Below are 21,202 nucleotides of genomic sequence, written 5' to 3' on the forward strand. Positions count from 1 at the left end.
ATAAAGGGGATATAAGAAGAAAGGAGGCATCGGGATGAACGAACGGGAAAAAAGCGGAGTCGGCGTACAAACAGCCTCGTGGGAAACGCTGAAGCGTGAAATTATCGAGGCTGCGCCGTCACTCGGGATCGACGACATCGGATTCGCTTCGGCCGATCCTTTTTTGTCGTTAAGGGTCAGATTGGAGCAGCACCGGGCCAAAGGGTTCGAATCGGGCTTCGAGGAACCGGATCTGGACAAAAGAACTTATCCGGCACTGAGCCACGAGGACCCGCAGTCGTTGATCGCGATCGCTGTGGCCTATCCGTCGAAGCTGGAAAACGCGCCGAAGTCCGAACCGGGACGTACCCGCGGCATGATGGCACGTTCGGCGTGGGGGCGGGATTATCATTTTGTACTGCGCGAAGCGATGGAGCGATTGGTCGCTTTTATTAAGGAAAAAGTGCCATGGGCCAGTGTCGTGAATATGGTCGATACGGGCGTTTTGTCCGATCGGGCGGTCGCGCACCGGGCGGGAATCGGTTTTCAAGGGAAAAACTGCATGATTATTTCTCCCAAATACGGCTCGTGGATTTATCTCGGCGAGCTGATTACGAATATTCCGTTTTCTGCCGACGAGGAAGTTCAGGAAGACTGCGGAGACTGCACGCGCTGCATCGACGCTTGTCCCACCGGCGCGTTGGTCGGTCCGGGGGAATTGAACGCGCAGCGCTGCGTGTCTTTCCTGACCCAAACGAAAGGACTGCTCAGCGAGGAATTTATGATGAAGATCGGCAATCGGCTGTACGGCTGCGATACGTGCCAGATCGTTTGCCCGAAAAATAAAGGCAAGCACTGGCCGCATCACGCCCAGCTTCAGCCGGACCCGGAAAAGGCCAAGCCGCTGCTGCTCCCCATCCTCGATCTGAGCAACCGGCAGTTCAAGGAAGAGTTCGGCCATACGGCGGCAGCCTGGCGCGGGCGCGGACCGATCCAGCGCAACGCGGTGATCGCGCTGGGGAATTTCAAGGATGAGACGGCGATGCCGAAGCTGGCCGAGGTGCTGGTCAGCGATCCGCGTCCGGTCATGCGCGGAACGGCCGCATGGTCGATCGGGCGGATCGGCGGTTCTGCGGCCGAAGAAGCTTTGCTCGCTGCGCAGCCTTTGGAGCAGGACGCAGAAGTGCTGGAGCGAATCGCTATGGCGCTGAGCGAAGCGCGGGAAGGGCGCAAGCCGCGTCCGGCGAAAGGCGATCCTTCGAGACGCGGGCAGGTAAACGACCCGGATGTGCGTCTGGACGGCGCAAAGCCGACGGCAACGTATGTTGATTCGTCGTCAACGACCGGCCAAGCGGATCATGTATCCCAAGCCGCGAAGCCGAGCGAGAGCCATGAACCTGCGAGCGAACCGAAAACGCCGAACGGCGTCGCGGATGCTTCCGCGCTCCCGGACGAGCGTCCCAAGGACAGTTTGATCCCGCTGTTGTCGCCGAAGACGCTTTTCTATGACGAAATGCAGTCTCCGATCGGCAAGCTGCTGCTAACGGCAAGCGAAAAAGGATTATGCCGTATCGACTTCGGAACATTCGAAGCCCGAGGCGCGTCTTTGCAAAGTTGGGCCAAGCGGTGGTTCGGCGCGACCGAGCTTGTACGCAAACCGGATGCGATCAAGCCGTATAAAAAGCAGCTGTTTGAATATTTGAAAGGGCATCGGGAGACGTTCGAGCTGGAGCTTGACCTACAGGGAACTCCGTTTCAGATCGAAGTCTGGCGGGCGCTTGCGCAAATCGGCTATGGCGAGACGGTTTCTTATAAATGGATTGCGGAAGCGGTCGGGCGCCCTACTGCCGTGCGTGCTGTCGGCGGCGCGAATAACCGTAACCCGCTTCCGCTTATTTTTCCCTGTCACCGCGTCGTAGGCGCCAACGGCAAACTTGTCGGTTACGCGGGAGGTCTGGACGTGAAGGAGAAGCTGCTCGCAATCGAGCAACGCAGACTGCATGCCAACAACGGCAAAGAACACTTCTAATCCCAGTCGCAAGCAGGAATTATAAATTGCGGCAACCGCCGCCTCGTGCTACACTTAACTCGTGCGTCTTGACGCACTTATATAGCCAAAAACGTGGGGTGACTTCAACGATGTGGTGGAATTACGTAATACCAATCGTCACATTGATCGTCGGTTTGGTCGGCGGTTTCTTTATCGGTGTGTATTATTTGCGTCGTCAGCTTACAACCATGCAGAACGACCCGCAAATGCTGCAAAAAATGGCCAAGCAGATGGGCTACAACCTGAATGGCAAACAAATGCAGCAGGCGCAGCAGATGATGAAGAAAAACGGTGGCAATATGCCGGGCGGAATGCCTGGCGGTAAAGCGCCGAAAGGCAACGCGTTTCCTCCAAACAACAAGCGGAGAAAATAAGCGCAAAGTCCGGAACGTTACAGAGGTTTCGGACCCTGCATTGGCTGGGCCTTTTCTCGGGTCCAGCCTGTGCATTAGGTAAGGAGGAGCGAGGCATGTCCGGCGTTAACGATTATACAAACAAGAAGGTTGGCGACAACCGTGAGCAGATCGAGTATCATGTTGCCCAAATCCTGGAGCTGATTGGCGAAGACCCGCAGCGGGAAGGGCTTTTGGATACCCCGGCGCGCGTGACGCGGATGTACGAGGAGATTTTTGCCGGATACGACGTGGACCCGCGTGAAGCGTTGGGCGTCACGTTCGACGAGCATCATGAAGAGCTGGTTATCGTCAAGGATATTGTCTACTATAGCCAGTGCGAACATCACATGGCGCCGTTTTTCGGCAAAATTCATGTTGGCTACATTCCGAATGGCCGCATCGCGGGCTTGAGCAAGTTTGCCCGTCTGGCTGAGGCTGTTACGCGTCGCCTGCAAGTGCAGGAACGCATCACTACGCAGATTGCCGATATTTTGGTCGAGGTTCTTCAGCCAAAAGGCGTCATGGTCGTCGTGGAAGGCGAGCATCTGTGTATGTGCGCACGCGGCGTGAAGAAACCGGGCAGCAAGACGGTGACGACAGCGGTTCGCGGCGTTCTTCGCAACGATGCGGCGCAGCGCGCCGAGTGTCTGGGACTGATTAAGAACTGAAGCTGATCGGTGAAGCAAGATGAACCTGTCCGGTGCCGGGCGCGGTTTCGCATCGTCTTTTCTTGGGAGAGGACGATGGTCGAAAACACGCGTGCCGGGTCGGCAGGTTCTTTTTTCACGCGTAAATAAAAGGAGGGACCAAGATGAAGAAAACCGCGATAGGACTGACTCTGCTCATGTTGCTTGTGCTCACGGCCTGCGGCAAGCCTGCTTGGGTAGGACATCAGGAATCGGAGCCGTTGGTCGGCACGGAGCAACTGTTCGACCTCAAGGCTTACGATCCAAACGAACAGGTGACTTTGACTTGGGACGGACAGCAGGTGGCCGGAACGTTCGAACGTCACCCGGAACTGCCTGTTGGCGTGTACGTACCGGAAGGCGCGACGGCATTCAAGATGAGTAACGATACGGCGTGGGGGTTTGAAAGTCGGCAGATCTTCATGACCGTGACGAAAAACTCGCTGATCGACGCTTCGTTGATGCGAGATCGTACCCAAGAGCTTATGATCTACAAAGAGTATCGGGGCTCGATCAATGACGGGCGCGTCGCGGACTTTTTCCAGGTCGAGCAGGGCGGAGAGACGTATGTGGTATCGTTCACTTATCTCGACAAAGCCAAGGCGCTTCCGCTGTTGACGGATATGGCGAAAAGCCTGCGGACCGTTGAATAAAACGTCTTTTAGTCTTTTCAATAGATACGTTAAAGCAGGCCGGAATTGTCCGGTCTGCTTTTTTCTTTAGATCGATAGCGACGGGAATGACTGAAGTGTGCGAAAATGAACAAAAGAAGATTAATACGGAGATCGAAAATTCGCATAAGGGGGCTGGCAGCATGGAAAAGGATCGCTTGATCGAGAGTAATGGGGACGTGGTCGGACAGGCGGGTGAACGCGTAGCGGGCACGACTGAATCATCCGATCCGATCGACAAAGCATCGCGTACCGAAAACAAAGGGGGATCGGCATGGCCTCCCGGCATTCGAATCTGGACGCCGCCGCTGGAAAGTATGCCGGAAGACGTCATGTTCCCGTTGGCCTGGGAAGAAATGATGTGCCGCCGCGTAGGTGAAGGCGAAGCGCCGATCATGCACATCTGGCGGCATCCGTACGCGTTGACGATCGGGATGCGCGACCGCCGTTTGCCGAGAGCCCCGCAGGCGATGGACAAGCTTCGCGGCGAAGGGTGCTCGGTCGCCGTACGCGTATCCGGTGGTGCAGCGGTTCCGCTGGACGAAGGCGTCGTGAATGTATCGATCATTTTGCCGAATCCTGACCGTAAGCTGGAGCTGCATGGAGACTTCGAACGGATGGTGTCGCTGATTGCAGGAGCCGCATCGCCGTGGACGAGCGAGTCGAAAGCCGGAGAGATCGCGGGAGCTTTTTGCCCGGGAGATTACGATGTTAGCGTCAACGGACGCAAGTTCTGCGGAATCGCGCAGCGGCGGCAGACGAAAGCTTATATTTTGACGGCTTTTGTAATCGCGGAAGGAAGCGGGGAAGAGCGGCGTCGGCTGGCTCGGGAGTTTTATGACGAAGCGTCCGGGATTCTAAGACCTGGACAAGCTTACCCGGATGTCCGTGAAGGTTCTATGGCAAGTCTGGACGAGCTGGCAGGCGTGCCTTCGGCTGAAGCTTATATGGCGTCGCTGGTGGAGTGGATGATCGAGCAGGCCGGGGCATCGGTGCTGAACGAAGGGCCGGAGCTGCCGCTTGACGAGCTGGATCGCTTATCTGCGGAGCTGAAAACGAGGTACGATCGGGATTGAAAATGGCTCCGGCAGTTTTTTTGCGGGGATGTCGCGTTGGAAACATAGAAAAAGCCGCTTTCGTCCGTCCGATCAAGGGACGGGAAAGCGGCTTTTTTCGCGAAAAGATTGGACGAACAGAATTGCACGAACACAGCCGGGAAAAAGGTTCGTTTTCAAACGTTACGGGGTACTGATTTCTCCCACCTCGCCGTTCTCGATCTCCTCTTGCTCCGCCAGGCGGATATCCCCGAGGAAATTGGATACGCGGCGCAGATATTCACGCGGATGCTCGCGGAAGATCAGCTCGTGATGCGAATCTTGCACGATCCAGGATCGGGAGTTCGGATTCGTCTGATTCGCGGCAAGTTGCTCGGCAATCTCGTACGGAGCTTTCGAGTCTTCGGTGCCGTGGATAAAGAAGATCGGAATCGGATAATCTTTTTGCTCGACTTCTTTGTACGGAATCTGGTTGAGACTTGTTCCGTTCAGCACCGGGAAAAGCATCTGCAAAATCTCAAGCGACGGATGGCGCGGGAGCGCGATGTTTTGGCGAATATTGTGGTACAGCGTATCCGGTTGAAGCAGGAAGGCGCTGTCCAGAATCATGGCGTCGATATCGTCGCTGATCAGCGCGGCTTGAAGCGCAGTGCCGCCTCCCATCGAAAAGCCCCATACGACGACTTGTTCGGCGCCTTTTTGCTTGGCATATTGAACGGCTCCGAGCAGCTGCTGCGTTTCCTTTTTGCCGCCGGTTGCCACTTCCTTGCTGCCTTGCGAAGCAAAGCCGTAGTCGAACATAATCACGTTGAAGTTGAGCCGGTGCGCGTAATGCGCGATGTCGTACATCGGAATCCAGGTCTCTTCGCGGTTGGCTCCATAGCCGTGGCTGAGTACGATTGTTTTCTTCGAATCTGCATCGTCAGCCGGAATGTACCAGCCTTGCATGATGCGGCTTCCGTCGACTGCGGGGAAAGTGACGTCCTGGTATTCCATGCCCACGGCTTGCTTTGGGTTGGAATAAAGCGGAGCCACGGTGGGGTTGGACAGTACCCAAGCAATATAAGCATGCAGCGCGACAAAACAGAAAATCAGAAAGAAAAGAATCGATAAGAACAAAGCCACTGCTATGTTACGCAACCGACGACGGCCCGGCGAAATCTCCTTGACGTGTTCCTCCGTTTGCGAAGCGTTTTGCTGCGGCGACGGAGCGACGGTTCCGGAAGCGGGATTCATCGCGGTCTCTCCTTGTTTGAAATTTGGGTCTGAATAGGTAACGTCCGCAGATTCTGCATAAAAATCAAAACTCGAATCTTGTTGAAAAAAGAGATATGCTTTGTTTTTATGGTATGCTTCGACGCTGTGTAAGTCAAACCTAATCCTTTTATCGGACAACGGTTGTGTTTCGTGTATGGCGGGAAAGGGGCTTGGGAGCGGGAAGCGAGAAGACTGCGAGAGAAGTTGCCAGCATACGCTTCCGAAGTGCATTTCTTCGAAATGCTTCACAATTCGCTGTCTCACTTGGAAAACGGGATTAGAATTTTAGATGGTGGTTTTACAAGTTCAAAGGCGTCTTGAACTGAATTTCTCTCTCCGTCTTCTCGCTTCCAGCTACGTTGGGCTTTCCCGGTGTGTTTTTTAGTTCGACAAGGATCTTTGAAGTGCTGGAGTTTCATAAAAAATATTTTTGTTTCATATAATGAAACGTAAATGTGATATATTAGTAAAGAAAAGAAACGCCGCTGTGTCGACATATTGAGCAGGGCGGGGTCGTGATTTGCGGATTGCGCCATATCTTTTATATCAAACGTGAAGGCAATCGGTGAAACTCAAAATTTCGATGAGAATCCGGAGAGAAGGTATACCTGTATGGAAGACGGCAAACTGAAAGTTCGCGCCGTTGATCGTGCGCTCGATATATTGCTGTGCTTTACCCGTAAAGAAAGTCTGAGTCTGACGGAGATCGCGGGCGAAGTGGAACTGCATAAAAGCACGGTGCATCGGCTGATGACTACGCTTGAGGAAAAGGGTTTCGTCAGCCGCGATGCGTCGACCGAAAAATATCGGTTGGGGATTAAAATTTGGGAGCTGTCCGCGCATTTGTCGAACACGGACGATCCGGCTCTTTTGCTGCTGCCGTCTATGGAAAAGCTGCGGGACGAGCTGGACGAGACGGTCAGTCTGTATGTGCTGGATGGCCGGGAGCGGCTGCGTATTCAGGCTGTGCAGAGTAATCAGGCGATTCGCCGCGTGGCTCCGGTCGGGGCGCGTTTGCCGCTGTATGTGGGGGCTTCCAGCAAGGCGCTTGTCGCCTTTTCCGGTGATCGGGAGCAGGAATATATCTTAAGCGATCCGGTCTGGCCGGACTCGGTCAGCCGCACGGCTTTCCGCGATCAGCTTCGGGTGATTCGGGCGCGGGGTTATGCGATGAGCGTGGAGGAGCGGGAGCAAGGAGCAACGTCGGTTGCGGCTCCGATCTTTGATCTGAAAGGCAATCTGGCCGCGGCCTTGTCGGTGTCGGGACCGCTGGCTCGGCTTCCGGTAGAGAAGCTGGAGAGTTACGCGCCGTTGTTGATGGAGCGGGCGCGGGAGATGGGGATGATGATACGGGGGTGAGGGAAGCACGGGGGTGCTTCCTAAGGGCAAAGTCCTGTTCGGTGTAAAGGCTTGGGGCGACGGCGGGAGAAATTCGTTCAAGGCGCTGTCTCACGCAGAAAGCTTACAGCTTTCCGCGTTCAAAGGCCAACATATCGAAGAATGTTACCGCAGGCTTTCTTCGAAATCCTGTATTTCACTGAATTTCTCCCTCTACCTGGGGCTTTTACAAGGAAGGCGGGCTTTGAAGGAAGCGAATCGGGCTTTTGCGTAAGGTTGGGTTAAGTGATTGAAAAAAGCAGGTTGATTCCCTTGTATAGAGGGAATCAACCTGCTTTTTGTTTGTTACGTAAATTGAATTGAGAATTGCGAGTGCTCAGGTAATTTCAGAGGCGGATGCTTTTTTCAACGGAGAAAAGCCAAAGTTGCGACGCGTAACGGATCGGAGCGACGCTTAGCGGCTTGAATTCGAGTTTTCAAAATTCTAACGGATCGAGGTGACGCTTAGCCGCTGAAAATCGAGTTTTGGCGTGTTTAAAATGTCTTTTTCCTTTCTAAGCGTCAGTAGAATCCGTTAAAACTTTGAGGACGTGGAAATGGCATTCTAAAGGCCATGTCGATCCGTTAGAAATTACAAGTCTGCGTGTTATGGCTATTGAGTTCAATCTACGCTCTCGCACGGAGAGCGACCCAGTATCGAGGATCATTGCACGGACTTCTCTGGTTTCAATCCACGCTCCCGCACGGAGAGCGACGAAATTGACGGTAGGGTCGATCGGACCGTGGGTGTTTCAATCCACGCTCCCGCACGGAGAGCGACTGGCGATGCGTAAATCGGCTGTACACCTACAAATGTTTCAATCCACGCTCCCGCATGGAGAGCGACTATCCACTTGCCCGGACAGGCCAATAAACAAAGCGTTTCAATCCACGCTCCCGCATGGAGAGCGACCGGAAAGGGTGATCGCAATGAAGCCGAAAACACTAGTTTCAATCCACGCTCCCGCATGGAGAGCGACTCCGGCAGTCATTCGGTCAAGTTCAGTGTATCCAGTTTCAATCCACGCTCCCGCATGGAGAGCGACCTCGGATACAAAATTAATTTTAGAGGATTTAATTGTTTCAATCCACGCTCCCGCATGGAGAGCGACCTCGGATACAAAATTAATTTTAGAGGATTTAATTGTTTCAATCCACGCTCCCGCATGGAGAGCGACCGAACCGTTTAATGATGATTCACTTTGATTTATTGTTTCAATCCACGCTCCCGCATGGAGAGCGACTCGATGACACTTCTTCCGGTGTAAGTAATGACCTTGTTTCAATCCACGCTCCCGCATGGAGAGCGACTCGATGACACTTCTTCCGGTGTAAGTAATGACCTTGTTTCAATCCACGCTCCCGCATGGAGAGCGACCAGTTGCCATCGGGTTTGTGGTTGAGTATCCTTCTGTTTCAATCCACGCTCCCGCATGGAGAGCGACCTAACTTCATACGCATACTGCTTGTTTGTGGCATGTTTCAATCCACGCTCCCGCATGGAGAGCGACGCAAGATTAGGGCTATAATTCGGACCCCAGCCTGTTTCAATCCACGCTCCCGCATGGAGAGCGACTTGGAAACCGGAAAAAAGTAGACGCTCTGCTGGCTGTTTCAATCCACGCTCCCGCATGGAGAGCGACAATGAACGCGATCCTATCGGACTTATCATGACACAGTTTCAATCCACGCTCCCGCATGGAGAGCGACAATGAACGCGATCCTATCGGACTTATCATGACACAGTTTCAATCCACGCTCCCGCATGGAGAGCGACAAATTTTAGACGTCAATCTAACTTGCGGAAGATCGTTTCAATCCACGCTCCCGCATGGAGAGCGACCCATATTCATTCCCATTTGTCTCACTCCTTTCAGGTTTCAATCCACGCTCCCGCACGGAGAGCGACAAGACCGCGGGCATCGACGCAGGGCGGGTTCGTGTTTCAATCCACGCTCCCGCACGGAGAGCGACGGGAATGCCGTGGGAGACATTGCAGAAATGATGCTCGTTTCAATCCACGCTCCCGCACGGAGAGCGACATTCACCTCTTAAAATTTTATACTTAATTATAAGCGTTTCAATCCACGCTCCCGCACGGAGAGCGACGTTGTAACTGACCTCAATCACACCTTCATCCGGGTTTCAATCCACGCTCCCGCACGGAGAGCGACGTTTATGGGGGCGTTGTAATGGGATTTGATGATGGTTTCAATCCACGCTCCCGCACGGAGAGCGACCAGAAAGCGGCAGATAAGGCGCGCAAGGAGCGAGTTTCAATCCACGCTCCCGCACGGAGAGCGACGAGGCATTCGGCACTGAAACCAAAATCGTCAGCAAGTTTCAATCCACGCTCCCGCACGGAGAGCGACGACAGAAACGACATTTTTCATATGTTAATATAAGTTTCAATCCACGCTCCCGCACGGAGAGCGACGGTTAGGCGACTCAATAAAAGGTATGGGTGAATGTTTCAATCCACGCTCCCGCACGGAGAGCGACGCGGTACCGGACACGTCCGCTGCAACTTTCCAGAGTTTCAATCCACGCTCCCGCACGGAGAGCGACTGCACCCACTTTCAACCCTTGTGCCACAAGGCTTTCGGGGGCAAAAAGTGCGAACCTCGAAATTAGCGTATCCAAAACTGGGCAAAAACACAAGTTAAATGGGGGAAAGCCTTATACCATGCGGGGTGCGAACCTACCGGGGATTTCATGGGAGCTTCAGGTTCGCACTTTTTGGAGCGGGATGGAGTTGTTGATCTTCCCCTATGCCTTTCACATACCTGATAAACTCCCGCACCGGAGCCGAATAGATCGGCTCGTCCCGGTAAGCCAAGCAAATCCGCCTGCGGTTCACGTAACCGGGGAGGGAGCGGCGGATTAGCTCGCCGTTCGCCGTCTCGCGGAGTACGCTGCGCAAAGGGAGGACGGCTACGCTGTCGTTGCAGCGCAGCGTTTCTTTGATCGTCTCGATTGCTCCAAGCTCCATCACGGAGGAGAAGGTCAGGCCGATTTCTTGGGCCCACTGCTCGGTCAGGCGACGGGAGGTGGAGCCGGGTTCGTGCAGCAGGAAGGTCTGGTCGGCGAGGTTGTCTACGGATAGGGCAGTTTCGGTGCTGAGCGGGTGCGCGGGATTCATGACTAACTGCAGCTCGTCCTCGATCAGAGGCACGACGATCAGTCCTTTTTCCTCTCCGTCCGGCAGGGATACGACAGCGGCGTCGATCTCGTAGCTACGCAGCATCGCCAAGGTATCGCCTGCTTGTTTGACGGTGAGTTGCAGTTCGATCTCCGGATTGAGCTGACGGAATTGTGCCAAATACGGCGGCATAAAGTAAGTAGCCGGCGTATAGCTGGCTCCGAGGCGCAAGCGGGCGCGTTCGCGTCCCGAGCGGGATTTCATCTGGCGCTGCGCTTCGTCCATCAGGGTCACGATCCGCCGTGCGTAAGGCAGCAGCTCCTCCGCGGCTCCCGTCGGCTGAAGCGTACGCGCTTGTTTGCGGAACAGCTCGACGCCAAGCTCTTCCTCCAATTTTCGCAAATGAAAACTGACGGTGGGCTGTTTAAGTTCGAGACGCTCCGCCGCCGCGCTCAAGGTGCCGACCCGGCAAATCTCCAGAAACACTTTCAACTGCTGCACGTTCATGCTTCGTTTTCCTCCCCCAAACGTCTGATTCAGGTTGGTCCAGCCATTACGCTCGAAGTATAGAATTTATCTTGATTAAAAACAATACGTATAGATAGATTTAATAAAACTTACCGTTTCCCTTTACGACGTTCTTACATTGCACTGATAAAGTGAAAGCAGGAAATAAATCCAGACGGATAACGGGAGGCTTACTCATTCATGAAACTTTGGAAAACGAAATCGGCGGCGACGCTTGGACTGCTACTTCTCACCTTTACGACAGCATGCGGCAATGGAGCAAGTCAACCGACGGCTCAGGCTTCGACCGACGCTTCGGCAACATCGGCAGCAACTTCCACGGAAGCAGCGGCAACCACAGATGCAAAGCCGGCAGCCGGTGAGGAAATCACGGTATACCTGAACGATTTCGATGCAGTGATCGGGGACATGTTCGAGAAGAAAACAGGCTATAAGCTGAACGTTGTGGTCGGTAACGGTGCCGAGATCATGTCGAGAGTCGAAGCGGAAAAAGGCAACCCGCAGTGGGACGTGCTCTGGATCGATTCCATGCCTTCCGTATACGGACTGGATCAGAGCGGACAGTTGCTGCAAGGCTGGACGCCGGAAAATGTAGATAACCTCAAAGACACGTTCGAAGCGCAAGTACCGGATGACAAATCGTATTATCCGACAGGCGCGCATGCGGCAGGCGTACTGGTGTATAACACGAACGAAATCTCCGAGGCCGAAGCTCCGAAATCATGGGCAGACCTGACAAAGGATTCGTACAAAGATTTGATCGGAACGGCAGACCCCGCGATCGCAGCTCCGGCGTATCCGTTCGTATCGTGGTTTTTTGAAAACAAAGGCATGGAAGGCGGACAGGATTACTTCGGCACATTGATGCAAAACGGCATGCGCGTGTATCCGAAAAACCCTCAGGTTGCGCAAGCATTGACTGCCGGAGAAGTAGACGTGGCTATGCTCCAGGAAACGAATGCCTACTCGCTCGCGAACGCTGGCGAACCGATCGAAATTATTTGGCCGGAAGAAGGCGCGCCGGGTTCGGTACGTGTAGCGGCGATCCAAAAAGATACGAAGCATGCGGCTGTCGCCAAAGAATTCGTCAACTTCCTGCTCGATCCCGAAGTGCAGCAGCAGCTGATCAACGAAGGCGACGAGAGCTACTTCGAACCGTCCGCGGAAGGCGTGGACACGAAGGAAGACCGCGAGCCAAATGCCAAACTCAACATCGCCGATGCTGCTTGGGCCAGCGAGCATGAAGCGGAAATCAAACAATGGTTCGCCGATCAGGCGATTCAATAAACGGCAATATGCTTCGGTTGAACGCAAATAAGCTCGGCTGGATCGTCACGATCGTGCTGGCCGTGCTGGTTCTTTTCCCGCTGGCGGCCGTCATCGTTCAGGTGCTGCTGCCCGGGATTTTCTTCGGCTCGCTGAACTTCGGAGATATTGGCCTGCTATTGGAATTATTCGAACGTCCGTTATGGCGTAAATCGTTGGAAAACTCGCTGATCCTCGGCTTCGGCACAGCTGTACTCGGCACGCTTCTCGGTACGGTGCTGGCAATGGCGCGTATGCAATGGAAGTTCCCCGGAGCAAGATCGCTGGATGCCGCGGTCTGGGTGCTGTTTATTATGCCGTCGTTTATTCTGGCCCAGGGCTGGATCATGTTCTCGACAGGCAACGGATTGGCAGCTTCGATATTCGGATGGCATTGGGTAACCGCAGCGGTCTTCCAACCGGCTGGCCTGATCGTGATCATGACCCTGAGCAAGTTCCCTTTGGCCTACTTAAGCGTGAAGGCGGCCATGGAATGGAAAGTTGAAATGTTATCTGACGCGGCACGGCTGTGCGGAGCAGGTCCTTTTAAAGTATGGCGGACGGTTCAGGCTCCGCTGCTGCTTCCGGCCATTCTTTCGGGTATGGCGCTTGTCTTCATGGACACGATCGGCGATTTCGGTCTTCCGTCCGCCGTAGCGGCCGTATATCGTTTCCCAACGTTGCCGTACTCGATTTACTCTGCTATTTATACGTCGCCTATCCGTTTTGATATGGCTGGCGTACTGTCTTTATATTTGGTTGCCTTGATCGCGGTCGCGATGCTGCTGCAATTCTGGGTGCTGCGCCGCTCGCGGTATGACGTATTGAGCGGACGCGCCGTGCCTTCCGTGCCTAAACCGGCCGGACGCCGCATGACTTGGGTGTTGGCTGTCGGTAACGTCGTGCTGCTGCTCGCCGTGATCGGAATTCCGATTGGATCGAGCATCGTGACCTCTTTGCTGAAAATCCAGACAAACGGCTTGACGGCTTCCAACCTGACCTTGCAAAACTACGCATCGTTGCTCTCGGAAGGAAGTTCGCTGTTACCCGGTCTCGGACGCTCGCTCCTGATCGCCGGATCGGCTGCCGTTATCGGTCTAATCGTGGGGTTGGGTGCAAGCTTCGTCTTATCGTATTCAAGATTCCGGTTCAAACGCGGCATCGAAACGGCATCCTTGATCTCGTTCGCCGTCCCGGGCGTCGTGCTCGGCATCGGCTACATTTTCGTCTGGAACCAACCGTGGCTGGAAAGCCTGGGTATCCGTTTGTACGGCAAACCCGGCATTCTCGTATTGGCGGCGATCGCGGGCGCGATTCCGGTGATCACCCGCGTGATGACCGGCGCCATGGCGAAAGTGCCGGAAAGTCTGCTCGACGCCGCCCAGATGCAGGGAGGCTCGCTGATCAGCCGCATCCGGCATATCCTCGCTCCGTTGGTGCGCGGCGCGTTGATCTCGGCGGGACTGGCGGCGTTCGGCGCTTGCGTGTTCGATCTGGCCGTCAACTCCATCCTGTTCCCGCCGAACTTCGAAACGCTTCCGGTCGCTATCGACGACGCGTTCGAAGATTTGCGTTTCGGTTATGCTTCGGCAGCGACCGTGGCGGGAGGCGGCATCGTCGTCTGCATCATCATGATTCTCGAACGATTACTCCGCAGAAAAGAGGCGAGTGCATGAGCGCATTGAATGAAACGATCAACTCAGAAATCCGTCATCCGGCATCCGGCGAAGCCCCGAAATCGTCCAACGCAGGAAAGCTTGCCGCAACCGCTCCGTTACTGCTCGATATCCGTGACGTCACAAAACGCTACGGCAAATTCCATGCGCTCAAAGGCGTCTCCCTCGACCTGCGCGAAGGCGAGATCATCAGCGTGCTCGGCCCGTCGGGCTGCGGCAAATCGACTTTGCTCCAACTGGTGGCGGGACTGGCGAAGCCCGACGGCGGCGAGATTTTGTTGTCGGGCCAACGCATCGCTTCCGCATCCGGCATGGTGCCTCCGGAAAAACGCGGCGTGAACATGGTCTTTCAAGATTACGCCCTTTGGCCGCATATGAGCGTTTTCGAAAATATTGCTTATGGGTTGAAACAGAAAAAAATGGATCGTGCAGCGATTGCAGCTAAGGTTGAGGAGGCGTTGGACTTACTGCGTTTGAACGGTCTGCAAGACCGACTGCCGCCGCAGTTATCCGGCGGCCAACAGCAGCGCGTGGCGATCGCACGCGCGATCGTCACCGAGCCTCGCCTGATGCTGCTCGACGAGCCGCTGTCCAATCTCGATATGCGTTTGCGCATCGAGATGCGCACCGAAATGGCGGTCCTGTTCCGCCGACTCGGGATCAGCGTCTTCCATGTGACGCATGATCCCGAAGAAGCATTTGCGATGGCCGACCGCCTGCTGATCATGCGCGAAGGCGCCATCGACCAATTCGCTTCGCCGGAAGAATGCTTCCAACGCCCGGCAAGCCGCGAAGCCGCTTCGTTGCTTGGCGCAATCAACCGCTTGGAAGGCATATTCGAATCGCTCCCCGGCGGCGGCCTTGCTCTGCGCACGGACGCCGGCCTGGTTCCCGGCGTCTTCTGCGGCCCAGGCGAAGCTCCTCGGCCCGGCGAACGCGGCGAACTGCGTTTCCGCCCGGAAGAACTCAAAACCGAGGCCGAACTAGCGTTGATTTCTGGTCATGCCCATAGCCTTAACCCAAACCATCTCGAAGCCGTGAACGCTTCAGCCGGAGCGGCACCGATCCATTCGTCCGTACCTGCCGGAACCCTAACGTTCCGAATTTTGCATGGCACCTTCGAAGGCACCCGCTGGCGCTCCCTGGCCGAGACCCAAGCCGGAGACCGTGCTTACCTGCTTCACGCATCACCCGTAACTCCCGGACAAGAAGTCACCCTGACGCTTCCGACTCAAGCCGCGCTATTATACCGTGCGTAACCGGAGCCTTCTTTTTATGCAGCCCTTTTTGAACGGAACACGGTCCTGCCTTTGAAATCTTATATCGATTTGAACGCTTGGGTCGTCCACTTAGACGATCCAAGCCGTTCAACGCCTTTAGCAGTTGAACTAACGAACTAACCCAAATCCCCTCGCCCCTAGGAGCACCCATCATGAAACTTTCCAATCGACCTGCGATTCCCGCCCGGAAGTTCGAACGGCTTCTGGCCATATCCGATATTCACGGACACGGCGAAGGATTAGACCTGCTGCTGCGGGAAGCCGGATACAATCCGAACAAGGATCAATTGATACTGGGCGGCGATTACGTCGATACCGACCCGGATACCTGGCACATCCTTGATCGAATCATCGGATTAACCGATGAAGGAGCCATCGCTTTACCCGGCAACCATGAACTCAAGTTATTGGCGCTACAACCGTCGTCTCGTTTTCGAATCGAATCCAAGCTTCGCTGGCTGCGTGAATTGCCACCATGTGCCGAAGCGGGCGGATTTTTATTCGTACACGCCGGATTTCGTCCCGGCATTCCGCTGGAGCAGCAGAGTCTTCGCGACATGATCGAAATCCGCGAGCCTTTCTGGAACTCCGGCGAACAAGACTTTAACCGAAACGACCGAATCGCCGGACGAACGATCGTATTCGGTCACACGCCGACATTCAAACTCGGCGCAACCCCAGGTTCCATCTGGACCCGCCCCGGCAAAATCGCGATCGACACCGGAGCCAAACACGGGCTGCGCCTTACCTTGATCGACCTGGCCAACGCCATAACCTACTCCTGCTCGACGGCTCCCGACCGCCTTTACCGAGACGTCCGCCAACAAAAATTTTGTCTAGCGGATGCAGGCTCGAACGCCGTTCAACCTCAAGCCGTAACTCCTCAAGTTTTATTTCCTGAATAAGTTAGGCAAAGCAAAAATGGAAACGACCTCTACCTCCGCTGCAAGCGAAAGATGAGGTCGTTTCCATTTGTAATCCGCCAACCGATCCGTTTAGCGGGAGAAGCTGTTCTTTTTTTGCTTTTCACGCTTTTTTTCGGCTATCATAAACATCATGTAAAAAAGCTTATCCGCGAAAGGCAGGGATGGATCATGACGATCACGTTTACAAAAGTCTCCACCATGCAGCAAATCCAACAAACGGCAGCGCTGGCTTCGGACATCTGGCATGAGTACTACATAACGCTCATCACGCGCGAACAAATCGCTTATATGGTCGACAAATACCAATCGGTACCGGCAATCGAACAGCAGATTCAAAGCGGAGGGTATACCTATTATCTCATGCAAAACGGCTCGATTCCGGTCGGTTATCTGGCATTCAAGCAGGAAGAGGGGAAAATGTTTTTGAGCAAGTTTTACGTGGCCCAATAGCATCGCGGCAAAGGCTATGCCAGCGAAGCGGATACTTTTATCGAACAGCTCTGCGCGAATTCCGGCCTGAGCCATATCTGGTTAACCGTCAATCGCGATAACCGCTCCAGTATTGCCGTTTACGAGAAAAAAGGCTTCCGCAAAGTACGCGAGCAAGTCGCCGATATCGGCAACGGATTCGTGATGGACGACTTTATTATGGAAAAAGAAGTATCAGGCTAAAAGTGAATATTCGCGTCTGGTACAGAGTACTATTGTCACTTAAAAAACCGCTCCTTCCGCCTTCCGGCGAAAAGAACGGTTTTTTTATAAGGATGAATCTTTTACCCAAGCTATAGATTTAGTCTTGGGAGACTTTCATCATCTGACGAAGCACCGTTTGCAGGATGCCTCCGTTGTAGTAGTAGTCGATGTCGACCATGCTGTCCAGACGAGCGATGGCATTGAATTCGAACTTCGTTCCATCTTCGCGCGTTACGGCTACGGTCAGCTTTTCGCCCGGCTTCACGTCGTTGCTCAAACCGAGGATGTCGAATGTCTCGCGGCCGTCGAGGGCCAGCGATTTCCAGCTCGAACCTTCTTCGAATTGGAGCGGCAGAACGCCCATACCGACAAGGTTACTGCGGTGAATCCGTTCGAAGCTTTCCGCGATAACGGCTTTGACGCCAAGCAGCATCGTGCCTTTTGCCGCCCAGTCGCGCGAACTGCCTGTGCCGTATTCTTTACCCGCGATGACGATCAAGCTCTGGCCTTCGTCTTGATACTTCATCGAAGCATCGTAGATGGACATCACTTCGTCGGTCGGCAGGTACTTGGTTACGCCGCCTTCGGTGCCCGGAGCAACCTGGTTGCGAATCCGGATGTTGGCGAACGTACCGCGCATCATGACTTCGTGGTTACCGCGGCGGGAACCGTAGGAGTTGAAGTCTTTGCGTTCGACGCCGTTTTCAGCCAAGTACAGACCGGCAGGGCTGCTCGGCGCGATGTTGCCCGCTGGAGAAATATGGTCCGTCGTGACCGAATCGCCCATCAGCGCCAGCACGCGGGATTGCTTGATGTCGGCGATATCGTTCAGGCCTTCGTTCAGCTTGCGGAAGAACGGAGGGTTTTGGATATACGTCGACTTCGCATCCCATTCGTACAGTTCGCCTTCCGGCACTTCGATCTCGTTCCAACGCTCGTTGGCGGTGAAGACGTTGGCGTACTTCAAGCGGAACATTTCCGGCGTGATCGCCATGGCGATCGCGTCGCGGATTTCTTGCGAAGTCGGCCAGATGTCGCGCAGGAAGACCGGTTCGCCTTGTTGGTCGTAACCCAGCGGCTCTGTCGCCATATCGATATTGACCGTACCCGCCAGCGCGTAAGCCACAACGAGCGGAGGCGAAGCCAGATAGTTCATTTTGACCTGCGCGTGAATCCGGCCTTCGAAGTTACGGTTGCCGGACAGTACGCCCGCTACCGTCAGGTCGTTATCCGCGATCACTTGCGCCACTTCGTCCGGCAGCGGGCCGGAGTTGCCGATGCAAGTCGCGCAGCCGTACCCCGCAACGTAGAAGCCCAGTTTTTCGAGCGGCTCCAGCAGACCGGCTTTGAACAGATAATCGGTTACGATCAGCGAGCCCGGAGTCAAGCTGGTTTTTACGTATTCCGGACGGACCAGACCGCGCTCCACCGCTTTTTTCGCCAGTAAGCCCGCGCCCAGCATAACGCTCGGGTTCGACGTGTTGGTGCAGCTTGTGATCGCCGCGATCGCGACGGCACCGGCGCCCATTTCGCTCGTTTTGCCGTTCTTGTGGTTGACCGTGACTTTCTGCGCGATTTTCTCGTCGCTCAGACCGTAGCCGCCTTTGTCGACAGGAGTACGCACGATGTCTTCGAAGTTTTTCTTCATATTGGTCAGTTCGATACGGTCCTGTGGACGTTTCGGTCCGGCGAGACTCGGCACAACGGAAGCGAGATCAAGTTCCAGCACTTCGCTGAATTCCGGATCGGCCATGTCGTCGGTACGGAACATGCCTTGCGCACGGTAATACTTTTCCACGAGTTCGATCTGATCGTCTTCGCGTCCCGTGCTGCGCAGGTAGTTGATCGTTTCCGCGTCGACAGGGAAGAAACCGACCGTCGCGCCGTATTCCGGTGCCATGTTGGCAACGGTCGCGCGGTCTGCCAGGCTGATATTGCTCAGGCCGGGACCGTAGAATTCGACGAATTTGCCGACAACGCCTTTTTTACGCAAGATTTCAGTGACGGTCAGTGCCAGGTCGGTCGCGGTTGCGCCTTCGGCCAAGCTGCCTGTCAGTTTGAAACCGACGACATCGGGGGTAACGAAGTACAGAGGTTGACCCAGCATGCCGGCTTCCGCCTCGATGCCGCCAACGCCCCAACCTACAACGCCCAGACCGTTGATCATGGTGGTGTGGGAGTCCGTGCCGACGAGGGAATCCGGGAAAACGTAAGTCTCTCCGTCGATCACTCTCGTTGCCGCTACGGAAGCGAGGTACTCCAGGTTGACCTGGTGCACGATGCCTGTTGACGGCGGTACGGCGCGGAAGTTATCGAATGCCGTTTGCGCCCAACGCAGGAAGCGGTAACGTTCTTCGTTGCGCTCGAATTCGACATTGATGTTGTAATCCAGGGCGTCTTCCGTACCGAATGCGTCAACCATGACCGAGTGGTCGATAACGAGGTCGACAGGCACGAGCGGATTGATCTGCTTCGGATCGCCGCCGGCGAGCTTAACCGTGTCGCGCATCGCTGCAAGATCGACGACAACCGGAACGCCGGTGAAGTCTTGCAGTACGATACGTGCCGGGATAAACGGAATTTCTTTATTTGCGTCGCGGTCTTCGTTCCAAGTCGCGATTTGCTTGACGTGTTCCTCGGTGATCGCGCGGCCGTCGAATTGGCGCACGGCGGCTTCGAGCAGAACGCGAATCGAGAACGGAAGCTTGGAAATGCTGCCGTGTCCTTGCTCTTCGAGTGCCTTCAGGCTGTAATAACGGTAAGTCTTGCCACCGGACTCAAGGGTGCTGGCGGCGGAGAATTGATCGGACAAAGCCATGGGGTGTACCTCCTCGGAAAATGGGATGAAGCGACTTTAAAAGGTTGATTGTTTCATTTGGTGAAACCAAATTTCAAAAATATCTGTTTTAATTATAACGTTTACAATCCGGCGCGTAAAGTCCTTTTTACCCCCAAATTGCCGCGTCGCATCGAATTTGGAAGCCTCGCGGTATGCGTCTTTTCTTTGCAGGCAGGCCGCCGATCTACTATACTGGTGAGAGAGTTTTTAATGAATTGACGGGGGTTCAGACATGACAGCAAACAAAGTAACCGTAGGACTGGTATATGGCGGCAAATCAGGCGAACACGAGATTTCATTGCAGACCGGTTTCGCGGTAATGAACGCATTCGATTATGGCAAATATGAGATCGTTCCTTTTTATATTACCCTTCGCGGCGAGTGGCGAATGGGTTCTGTTCTTGACAGACCGATGAATTCGGTGGAAGACATGAAGCTGGAGTCCGCGTCAGGCGGCACGGCTGAAGCGGCAGGCGCCATGTTCGCCGCGTTGAGCGGGCAGGATAGCAGCATAGACGTGATGTTCCCGCTGCTGCACGGCACGTTCGGCGAGGACGGCACCATTCAGGGACTATTCGAAATGGCGGGACTTCCTTACGTGGGCGCGGGCGTGCTTTCGTCTTCCGCCGGTATGGATAAGGATGTAATGAAAAAGCTGTTTGCCGCCGCAGGCCTTGAACAAGGCGAGTATATCGCGTTCGGCGAGCGCGATTGGCGCGTAAGCCGTCATGAACTGTTGCAGGAAGCGGAGAACAAACTTGGCTATCCATGCTTCGTTAAGCCGGCGAACCTCGGTTCCAGCGTGGGCATTTCCAAAGCTGCCGATCAGGAAGCGTTGATCGATGCGGTGGAGCTGGCACTCCGTTACGACCGCAAAGTACTGATCGAGACGTTCATCGACGGACGCGAACTGGAAGTGGGCGTGCTGGGCAACGACGAACCTCAGGCTTCCGTACCGGGCGAGATCGTGTCTTCCGGCGATTACTACGACTATAACGCGAAGTATATCGACGGCAAATCGGAGATGATGATTCCGGCTCCGGTCGATGCCGACCTGGCCGATTCGCTGCGCGAACTGGCGATTCGGGCGTTCAAAGCGGTTGAAGGCAGCGGACTGTGCCGCGCCGACTTCTTCGTCCGCCGTTCCGATAACAAGATTCTGATCAACGAAGTGAATACGATGCCGGGCTTCACGCCGTTCAGCATGTATCCGCTGCTATGGCGCGAGACGGGGACTTCGTATCAGGCGCTGCTCGATAAGTTGATCGAGCTGGCGTTGGAGAGACATGAAGTACGGACACAATTGCAGTACGGAAGATAAGCGGTCAAAGATAAATAGAACG

At 54.8% G+C, this 21,202-nt stretch carries 15 protein-coding genes, 1 pseudogene and 1 CRISPR repeat array; of the genes and pseudogenes, 13 read left to right on the forward strand and 3 right to left on the reverse strand.

What is annotated here, in order from left to right; all coding sequences use genetic code 11:
* The first annotated feature begins 34 nt into the window (after positions 1-34).
* From queG to WKI47_RS05955, 5 genes are all read left to right on the forward strand, one after another.
* Entirely contained in the window at positions 35-2,008 is a 1,974-nt protein-coding gene (gene queG, locus WKI47_RS05935) for a tRNA epoxyqueuosine(34) reductase QueG (protein ID WP_340226253.1), read from the forward strand.
* A gap of 110 nt (positions 2,009-2,118) precedes the next feature.
* Complete coding sequence (locus WKI47_RS05940) at positions 2,119-2,403, forward strand: YneF family protein (protein WP_037284892.1); 285 nt, start codon at positions 2,119-2,121, stop codon at positions 2,401-2,403.
* Between the two features lie 95 nt (positions 2,404-2,498).
* The gene (folE, locus tag WKI47_RS05945; RefSeq protein ID WP_340226254.1) at positions 2,499-3,092 is read left to right on the forward strand and encodes a GTP cyclohydrolase I FolE; all 594 of its coding nucleotides are present in this window, start codon (positions 2,499-2,501) and stop codon (positions 3,090-3,092) included.
* Positions 3,093-3,235: 143 nt separating this feature from the next.
* The gene (locus WKI47_RS05950; protein WP_340226255.1) at positions 3,236-3,763 is read left to right on the forward strand and encodes a hypothetical protein; all 528 of its coding nucleotides are present in this window, start codon (positions 3,236-3,238) and stop codon (positions 3,761-3,763) included.
* 161 nt (positions 3,764-3,924) lie between these two features.
* Positions 3,925-4,857: a lipoate--protein ligase family protein gene (locus tag WKI47_RS05955; RefSeq protein WP_340226256.1), complete on the forward strand. Its 933-nt coding sequence runs from the start codon at positions 3,925-3,927 to the stop codon at positions 4,855-4,857.
* Between the two features lie 162 nt (positions 4,858-5,019).
* Here WKI47_RS05955 and WKI47_RS05960 read toward each other — a convergent pair whose 3' ends face one another.
* On the reverse strand, positions 5,020-6,072 hold the full coding sequence (locus WKI47_RS05960) for an alpha/beta hydrolase (RefSeq protein ID WP_340226257.1): 1,053 nt from the start codon (positions 6,070-6,072) through the stop codon (positions 5,020-5,022).
* 633 nt (positions 6,073-6,705) lie between these two features.
* Here WKI47_RS05960 and WKI47_RS05965 point away from each other — a divergent pair.
* Positions 6,706-7,452 carry an IclR family transcriptional regulator gene (locus WKI47_RS05965; protein WP_340226258.1) on the forward strand — a complete coding sequence of 249 codons (747 nt, stop codon included), beginning with the start codon at positions 6,706-6,708 and terminating at the stop codon, positions 7,450-7,452.
* Between the two features lie 637 nt (positions 7,453-8,089).
* Positions 8,090-10,038: direct repeats of the CRISPR family, unit length 32 nt; unit sequence GTTTCAATCCACGCTCCCGCACGGAGAGCGAC.
* Positions 10,039-10,183: 145 nt separating this feature from the next.
* Here the strand turns inward: WKI47_RS05965 and WKI47_RS05970 are convergent.
* Complete coding sequence (locus WKI47_RS05970; protein ID WP_340226259.1) at positions 10,184-11,119, reverse strand: LysR family transcriptional regulator; 936 nt, start codon at positions 11,117-11,119, stop codon at positions 10,184-10,186.
* A 201-nt stretch (positions 11,120-11,320) separates the two neighbouring features.
* Between WKI47_RS05970 and WKI47_RS05975 the strand changes: the two genes are divergently transcribed.
* From WKI47_RS05975 to WKI47_RS06000, 6 genes and pseudogenes are all read left to right on the forward strand, one after another.
* Positions 11,321-12,427, forward strand: coding sequence for an extracellular solute-binding protein (locus WKI47_RS05975; protein ID WP_340226260.1), 1,107 nt, complete (start codon positions 11,321-11,323; stop codon positions 12,425-12,427).
* Entirely contained in the window at positions 12,400-14,121 is a 1,722-nt protein-coding gene (locus WKI47_RS05980; protein ID WP_340226261.1) for an iron ABC transporter permease, read from the forward strand. The genes WKI47_RS05975 and WKI47_RS05980 overlap by 28 nt, the downstream gene beginning before the upstream one ends.
* Positions 14,118-15,380 (forward strand): ABC transporter ATP-binding protein, encoded by a 1,263-nt coding sequence (locus tag WKI47_RS05985; RefSeq protein WP_340226262.1) that lies wholly within the window; start codon positions 14,118-14,120, stop codon positions 15,378-15,380. Before WKI47_RS05980 ends, WKI47_RS05985 begins: the two co-directional genes overlap by 4 nt.
* Before the next feature lie 173 nt (positions 15,381-15,553).
* The gene (locus WKI47_RS05990; RefSeq protein ID WP_340226263.1) at positions 15,554-16,306 is read left to right on the forward strand and encodes a metallophosphoesterase; all 753 of its coding nucleotides are present in this window, start codon (positions 15,554-15,556) and stop codon (positions 16,304-16,306) included.
* Positions 16,307-16,495: 189 nt separating this feature from the next.
* Positions 16,496-16,777, forward strand: a complete 282-nt coding sequence (locus tag WKI47_RS05995; protein WP_340226264.1) for a hypothetical protein — start codon at positions 16,496-16,498, stop codon at positions 16,775-16,777.
* A 12-nt stretch (positions 16,778-16,789) separates the two neighbouring features.
* Positions 16,790-16,999 (forward strand): annotated as a pseudogene (locus tag WKI47_RS06000) (GNAT family N-acetyltransferase); the annotation flags it as partial.
* Between the two features lie 118 nt (positions 17,000-17,117).
* Here WKI47_RS06000 and acnA read toward each other — a convergent pair.
* Positions 17,118-19,838 (reverse strand): aconitate hydratase AcnA, encoded by a 2,721-nt coding sequence (acnA, locus tag WKI47_RS06005; protein ID WP_340226265.1) that lies wholly within the window; start codon positions 19,836-19,838, stop codon positions 17,118-17,120.
* Between the two features lie 253 nt (positions 19,839-20,091).
* Here acnA and WKI47_RS06010 point away from each other — a divergent pair, with 253 nt between their 5' ends.
* Positions 20,092-21,180, forward strand: a complete 1,089-nt coding sequence (locus WKI47_RS06010) for a D-alanine--D-alanine ligase (RefSeq protein WP_340226266.1) — start codon at positions 20,092-20,094, stop codon at positions 21,178-21,180.
* Positions 21,181-21,202 lie beyond the last annotated feature (22 nt).

Origin of the sequence: Saccharibacillus sacchari, assembly GCF_037722395.1 — a bacterium.
GTDB lineage: Bacteria > Bacillota > Bacilli > Paenibacillales > Paenibacillaceae > Saccharibacillus > Saccharibacillus sacchari_A.

Coding starts and splice junctions, on each gene's coding strand:
- queG (WP_340226253.1), top strand. CDS start 35: ATGAACGAACGGGAAAAAAGCGGAGTCGGCGTACAAACAGCCTCGTGG.
- WKI47_RS05940 (WP_037284892.1), top strand. CDS start 2,119: ATGTGGTGGAATTACGTAATACCAATCGTCACATTGATCGTCGGTTTG.
- folE (WP_340226254.1), top strand. CDS start 2,499: ATGTCCGGCGTTAACGATTATACAAACAAGAAGGTTGGCGACAACCGT.
- WKI47_RS05950 (WP_340226255.1), top strand. CDS start 3,236: ATGAAGAAAACCGCGATAGGACTGACTCTGCTCATGTTGCTTGTGCTC.
- WKI47_RS05955 (WP_340226256.1), top strand. CDS start 3,925: ATGGAAAAGGATCGCTTGATCGAGAGTAATGGGGACGTGGTCGGACAG.
- WKI47_RS05960 (WP_340226257.1), bottom strand. CDS start 6,072: ATGAATCCCGCTTCCGGAACCGTCGCTCCGTCGCCGCAGCAAAACGCT.
- WKI47_RS05965 (WP_340226258.1), top strand. CDS start 6,706: ATGGAAGACGGCAAACTGAAAGTTCGCGCCGTTGATCGTGCGCTCGAT.
- WKI47_RS05970 (WP_340226259.1), bottom strand. CDS start 11,119: ATGAACGTGCAGCAGTTGAAAGTGTTTCTGGAGATTTGCCGGGTCGGC.
- WKI47_RS05975 (WP_340226260.1), top strand. CDS start 11,321: ATGAAACTTTGGAAAACGAAATCGGCGGCGACGCTTGGACTGCTACTT.
- WKI47_RS05980 (WP_340226261.1), top strand. CDS start 12,400: ATGGTTCGCCGATCAGGCGATTCAATAAACGGCAATATGCTTCGGTTG.
- WKI47_RS05985 (WP_340226262.1), top strand. CDS start 14,118: ATGAGCGCATTGAATGAAACGATCAACTCAGAAATCCGTCATCCGGCA.
- WKI47_RS05990 (WP_340226263.1), top strand. CDS start 15,554: ATGAAACTTTCCAATCGACCTGCGATTCCCGCCCGGAAGTTCGAACGG.
- WKI47_RS05995 (WP_340226264.1), top strand. CDS start 16,496: ATGACGATCACGTTTACAAAAGTCTCCACCATGCAGCAAATCCAACAA.
- acnA (WP_340226265.1), bottom strand. CDS start 19,838: ATGGCTTTGTCCGATCAATTCTCCGCCGCCAGCACCCTTGAGTCCGGT.
- WKI47_RS06010 (WP_340226266.1), top strand. CDS start 20,092: ATGACAGCAAACAAAGTAACCGTAGGACTGGTATATGGCGGCAAATCA.